Origin of the sequence: Wolbachia endosymbiont of Cardiocondyla obscurior, from assembly GCF_902713635.1 — a bacterium.
Taxonomy (GTDB): Bacteria; Pseudomonadota; Alphaproteobacteria; order Rickettsiales; family Anaplasmataceae; genus Wolbachia; species Wolbachia pipientis.
This window is the reverse complement of the sequence record NZ_CACTIU010000072.1, coordinates 1-5,465: the sequence shown is the minus strand read 5'-3', so window position 1 is coordinate 5,465 and position 5,465 is coordinate 1. Positions and strand designations below refer to the sequence as shown.

The window sequence follows — 5,465 nt, the reverse complement described above, 5'->3', positions numbered from 1 at the left end:
AAGCGTAGTGTGGGGAAACCTGCATGCTGCGTTTCTAAGGGAGGGAGTAGTAGCAATACTACTTCCTTACCTAACCAAGTTGCCAAAACTAAAGGCTTTGAAAAACGCGCTCAATATTACGCTGCTAAAGCTTATTCAAGGCAAGCTGATAAAGGTGATCAATATCAGGATCTTAAAGAAATCATTTTTATAGCTATTGCTGATTGTATTCTCTTTCCTAATAAATCTGAGTATAAGTCAGATCATGTAATGTTAGACAAAGATAGCTATGAACATGATTTAAAAGATTTTTATTTTACATTTATTGAGTTACCAAAATTTCCTAAAACTAAAGAAGACCAATTGGAGAGTATAGTTGAAAAATGGATCTATTATTTTAAATATGCAGATGAAACTAGCGAAGAAGAATTGGAAAAGATAATAGGTAGTGATGTAATAATTAAAAAGGCATATGAAGAACTAAATAGATTCAACTGGTCAGAGAAAGAATTTATTGCCTACGAACAGGAAATAAAACGTATTCGTGATGAACGGGCTGTTCTTGAACAAAAACTTGATGATGCTAAAAAGGAAGGAAAAATTGAAGTTGCAAAAACAATGCTAGCTAATAATGTTGATGTCACCACTATTGTTAAGTTTACTGGCCTCTCCATAAGTGAGATCAAAGAATTGCAGAATTAAGTGGACCCGCAAACGGTTACACGAAATAATGCTGCAGCCTGACCAGATGATAAGTACATTTAGCCTATTTATCTTTATACTTTCATGTCAATTTTATAAATCAAATTTATTTCTGTGAGTAGCTACAATTTAAAGACCTTGCTTCATCAATGTAATGGAACAAAACCTTTTTAGTAAGTTCAAAACCCTCTAAAGTCTCTCCTTCGCATCTTGCTGTAATGCAGTTTTGCGTATTTGATACCCTAAGAAGCCACCAACCTTTATTATCGGTTACCTTAACACCATCAAGATCTGAAAATACAATATTTTGCTGCTCCAGTGTTTTCTTTATTGACTCAATTATTTGAAACTTTTTCTCATCTTTCACTACAATCTTCACTTCATGAGTGATATATAACTTCGGTAAATCCTCAATCACCTGAGATAGGCTTTGGTTTTTCTTAAGCAAAATGTCAACTGCTTTAACAGCAGAATATAGCCCATCATCAAAACTTAGCTCAGAAAAGAAGAAGTGCCCGCTTAATTCACCAGCAAACTTTGCCTCTTCCTCTACCATCTTCTTCTTAACTAGTGAATGTCCAGTAGCACAGGTGATAACTTGCCCTCCTAACTTGCTAACAAAATCATGCACTTTCATACTCATTTTTACGTTAGCAATAACTTTGCTTTCTGGATATTTCTCCAACACTTCACGTGCAAAAATTATAAATAAATGGTCATTGGAAACAACGTTGCCTTTATTATCAATTAAGCGCACCCTATCGCTATCGCCATCTAGCGCAATGCCAAGATCACATCCATATTCCTTCACAATGTCAATTAATTGAGGAAGATTTTTTTCCTCTATGGGATCTGGATCATGCAGTGGAAATGCCCCATCTATAGAGTTATTGGTTACGATGTGCGTATGACCAGGCAAGATCTTTTCAATATACCTTATAATTCCACTTGCTGGACTATTTCCACAATCCCAGGCTATTTTTAATTTCTGTGTAGTATTATTCTTCACTGCACTTTTCAATATGCTAATGTACTCACTATATATATTTATGTTAATTAAGCTTCCAATTCTTGTGCTGTTTTTAATTGGACTGCTTATAATTTCCTTCATTTCTTGATCTGAGAAGACTTTTTTATTACTAAAAAATTTAAAGCCATTATATTCGCTGGGGTTATGAGAGGCAGTTATTATGATACCAAGATCCGCCTGTGTGATTTGTGTTGCAGCGTAAAGCATAGGTGAAGAGCATAGTCCAACGCGTATAACATTTGCACCGGATAAAGTTAAGCCCCTAATTAATTCTCTTTCTATACCTGGTGAATCTATTCTGCTGTCGTAGCCGACACAAACACTAGCTACGGTTTGGCCAAACTTTCTACCTATCTCGTACCCATCATTAATCTGCAAATCTTTGCCTATTATACCTCTAATATCGTATTTTCTTATAATGGTATTGTCCATACTGTACTTCTTGAAGTGACTACTATATAACATTTTGGCCAAATGCTCAAGTTTATTTATCCAACAATTAGTTGATTTTTTAAAGAAATCTGTTAATATTGTAGTATATTTTTTAAAATGTAAAATTATGCCACAGGAAAACGAAAATGTATTTATAGCTGAAAGTCAAAGTTTAGATGTAGATGAACAGAAGAAAAACGATATTTTAAGTGTCATTGAATCTTGCAACGATCTTCAGGATTTTATAAAAAAACTAAAGGAAGAAAATCTCATCTGGTACTTCATTGGTCCTTTATGCAAAGATGAGAACATTACAGGACAGATAAATTTAAAGTGGGAAAAGGAGTTCCAAAAATTTGAGCAATCAATAGACGCAACGCATAAAGAACTCAAGTCGTCTCTGCCTGGTCAAAATTTCTTAGTGTATCCAACAAAGGATAATGACTTCAAAATTAGATTTGAAAATGAAGAAAAACCAATAGAAATTAGCAATATTTTAAGAGCTAGCAGTGAAGGTAAGGTTTATAACATATCTTTAGGGAAAGATAGTCAAATAACTGCAACCAAAAAAGGCAGCGAAAGGCACTATGATTTTACTGGTTCAAGCTCATGTGAAATGACCATTAATTGGCAGGCTAAGGATTCTGAAGGTAACAGCATAGACTGTAGCATGACCGTAAAATTGGATTCTGGTGGTATACAGAGTGTTATTGGTGAGCCAAAATTTGGAGGAATAACGAGTTCAGAAGAAGTATTAAAGTTAGTTGGACAAAATAAAGAAGTTTTTATCAACGGAAAAACTCTGTATCAAGCTTTTACTGGCATATCCAAGAGTGTAGACGATCAGCAAGTACCAGCAGAGGAAATATTTACAAAAGATCTACATATATCACCACAGTCACCTACACCAAGCAGCAGTGGGTATTCCTCTCCTAGCACACCTTCTTCACGTAGAAGTTCTATATCCACCAGCAGTGAATTTAGTGATGAAGATGAAATATTTGAGGATGATATGTCTGGTGATGAAGAAGAGTATGAGCAAGAAGGATTAAAAGATGAAGTTGAGGAATTAGAGGAAGAAAAAGAAACATTTGCTAAATATTTTGCAGTGCAGGCAAAGCAGCTTGAGGATCTAAGATTAGAACGTGACTCCTTGAGAGATAAAGTCAATGAACAACAGCGAGCGATATTTGAAAGAGGTCAAAGAATAAAGGAACAAGAGGAAGAACTACAGGATAAAAATGATGTAATAAAGAACTTAAATGATCAGTTGAAAGATAAGGAAGGTGAAACAAATGAGGCAAATAAAGAATTACAGAGAAAATTGAAGCAAAGTGAAGCTAATTTAACTGTACTAAAGGAAAAGAATGCAAATTTGGAGAATGACCTGAAGAAAATAGTGGAAGGTTTAAACGATGATCATAAAAAGCAGTTGGCAGAACAGTTAATGGAAACAAAAAAGGAAAACAATACATTGGCTGAAACGGCGAACCAATTGTCTAAAGAATTAAATGAATTACAGAGAGAAAAGGAAGACTTAGAGAGGAAAATTCGACAACTTGAACCTGGAAGATCACTTGCAGATGAGCTAAGCGAAGAAAATACGAAGGGGGAAATAGAAAAGCTTCAACGTCAGCTTAAGGAAAAGGAAGATATGTTACAAGAAGAGTTGAAATCTGCCAAAGAGAGTCTAGAGCAACTGCAGAACATATTACAGCAGGAAAAAGGTCAGGCAACTCAAACTGAAGTTGAATATGAAAGTAGAGGAACAAGCATGCAGCAGCAAGACCAAGGTATACAAGCTGTAAACAACAACTCAAGCAGAACAGCTAGTGGGTTAAGACAAGAAAACAAAAAATTGACTAGAGACAAACTAACTATATCTGAACAATTAAAACAAAAAATAAGAGAGATTGACGAGTTAAAGAAAAATTTAAAGCAATTACAAGAAGAAAATAAACAACTCAAACAAGAAGTTACTAAAAATGCAGGAGTTGATGCATCATCTTCAACAGGTCAAAAAGAAGCTAAAGAAGCAGAAGTTATACCGCAAAACATTATGGATTGGCCTGTTCCAATTCCAGATGATAAACCGGAAGAGCAGAAAACTCCATTAGAGCCAATCAAGGTAAATACAGAATTATCAGATCCAAAATCAATCCCTGCTGAGGGTCCGGAAAAATCTCCTCTTCTTTCAAAATGATGAGTTTTGCTTCTATAGCTGACCCAAGCAACACGTCATCCCGCGATTTATTCGCGTTATCTCAGCCGCTAACACGTAGCGGGATACTTAACCGTCATACCGTGATTTATTCACAGTATCTCTTAGCCACTAACAAGCAGCGGGATGACAGCAATCCTACGTCATGCCGCCGCGGTACCTCTAGATCCCGCTAACTAGTAGCGGAATGACGAATTTTTGTTTTTCAAATTATAGCTAAACATACTGTAATTGCTATTGAATGATGGAGTCCATTATTTTAGCACGAAGTAACAAATTCAATGAATTGGTTCTTCAAAAATAATTTAAACTTTTACAGTAGGTCATGAAATATTATAGCGATCTCATTAAAAGAAACTTTTATAAGTATCGTTGATGAGAAAGGAAAAATTGTTAAGGAAGAAGTTGTTGCAAGCGAAAGTAAGGCAATAGCAGATTAGCCAAGGCAAAAAATACGAATCCATAGGAATAGAAAGTGGACAGTTGTCAATATCAATGTGCAAAGAGTTAAGGAGTTTTGGATTACCAGTAATTTGTGTAGATGCAAGGCATATGGCAGCAGCGTTGTCTGCAAGAATCAATAAGAATGATCAAAACGATGCGAGGGGTATAGCGCAGATGATGAGAAGTGTTAGTAAAATCAGTTGTCAAATTAAAATAGCGCTTGGAAGCAGAAGACAGCTAATGTGTAGCAAACAGCAGGTTATTGGAACAATAAGAGGGTTGTTGAAGATACATGGTCGATAAAGGATCAAAATTTGAAACTTTCGCTTTAAGAATACAAGAGGCAATAAATAATTTGGATGAAATCAGTAGGAGTTCAATTGAAGCGTTAGTTTGTAGTTTGGAAGCAATAGAAAAGTCATTAAGAAAGCTTGACAAAATGCTTTCAGAACAAGGTGAAAAAGACGATGATTGTAAATTGTTAACTACTGTTCCAGGAGTGGGGATTATAGTAGCAATGACGTATAAAGCTGCAATTGATAACCCACATAGGTTTGAGAAATCTGATACAGTTGGAGCATATATAGGGTTGACACCAAGGCAATATTCTTCTGGAGAAGTTGATCGGCATGGCAGCATATCAAAGATGGGACCAGC

Annotated in this window: 5 protein-coding genes; 4 read left to right on the top strand and 1 reads right to left on the bottom strand. The window is 35.5% G+C overall.

Annotated features, from left to right (window positions below; genetic code table 11):
* Nucleotides 1-9: 9 nt before the first annotated feature.
* Nucleotides 10-681, top strand: a complete 672-nt coding sequence (locus WOCAOBSORBRA_RS05320; RefSeq protein WP_458694636.1) for an Rpn family recombination-promoting nuclease/putative transposase — start codon at nt 10-12, stop codon at nt 679-681.
* Nucleotides 682-787: 106 nt separating this feature from the next.
* On the opposite strand, the gene WOCAOBSORBRA_RS05315 is transcribed toward WOCAOBSORBRA_RS05320, so the two are convergent.
* Entirely contained in the window at nt 788-2,143 is a 1,356-nt protein-coding gene (locus tag WOCAOBSORBRA_RS05315; protein WP_246165647.1) for a phosphomannomutase/phosphoglucomutase, read from the bottom strand.
* 127 nt (nt 2,144-2,270) lie between these two features.
* Between WOCAOBSORBRA_RS05315 and WOCAOBSORBRA_RS05310 the strand changes: the two genes are divergently transcribed.
* The 3 genes from WOCAOBSORBRA_RS05310 to WOCAOBSORBRA_RS05295 form a co-directional block, all read left to right on the top strand.
* Nucleotides 2,271-4,346 carry a coiled-coil domain-containing protein gene (locus WOCAOBSORBRA_RS05310; protein WP_246165646.1) on the top strand — a complete coding sequence of 692 codons (2,076 nt, stop codon included), beginning with the start codon at nt 2,271-2,273 and terminating at the stop codon, nt 4,344-4,346.
* 501 nt (nt 4,347-4,847) lie between these two features.
* On the top strand, nt 4,848-5,111 hold the full coding sequence (locus tag WOCAOBSORBRA_RS05300; RefSeq protein ID WP_174516078.1) for a hypothetical protein: 264 nt from the start codon (nt 4,848-4,850) through the stop codon (nt 5,109-5,111).
* Nucleotides 5,101-5,465, top strand: a 365-nt coding sequence (locus WOCAOBSORBRA_RS05295) for a transposase (RefSeq protein WP_174516077.1), incomplete at its 3' end; no start/stop codon positions are given. The genes WOCAOBSORBRA_RS05300 and WOCAOBSORBRA_RS05295, both read left to right, overlap by 11 nt.

Bases quoted from the DNA above. Each gene is read 5' to 3' on its own strand.
- WOCAOBSORBRA_RS05315 (WP_246165647.1), bottom strand. From the start codon at position 2,143: ATGGACAATACCATTATAAGAAAATACGATATTAGAGGTATAATAGGC.
- WOCAOBSORBRA_RS05310 (WP_246165646.1), top strand. From the start codon at position 2,271: ATGCCACAGGAAAACGAAAATGTATTTATAGCTGAAAGTCAAAGTTTA.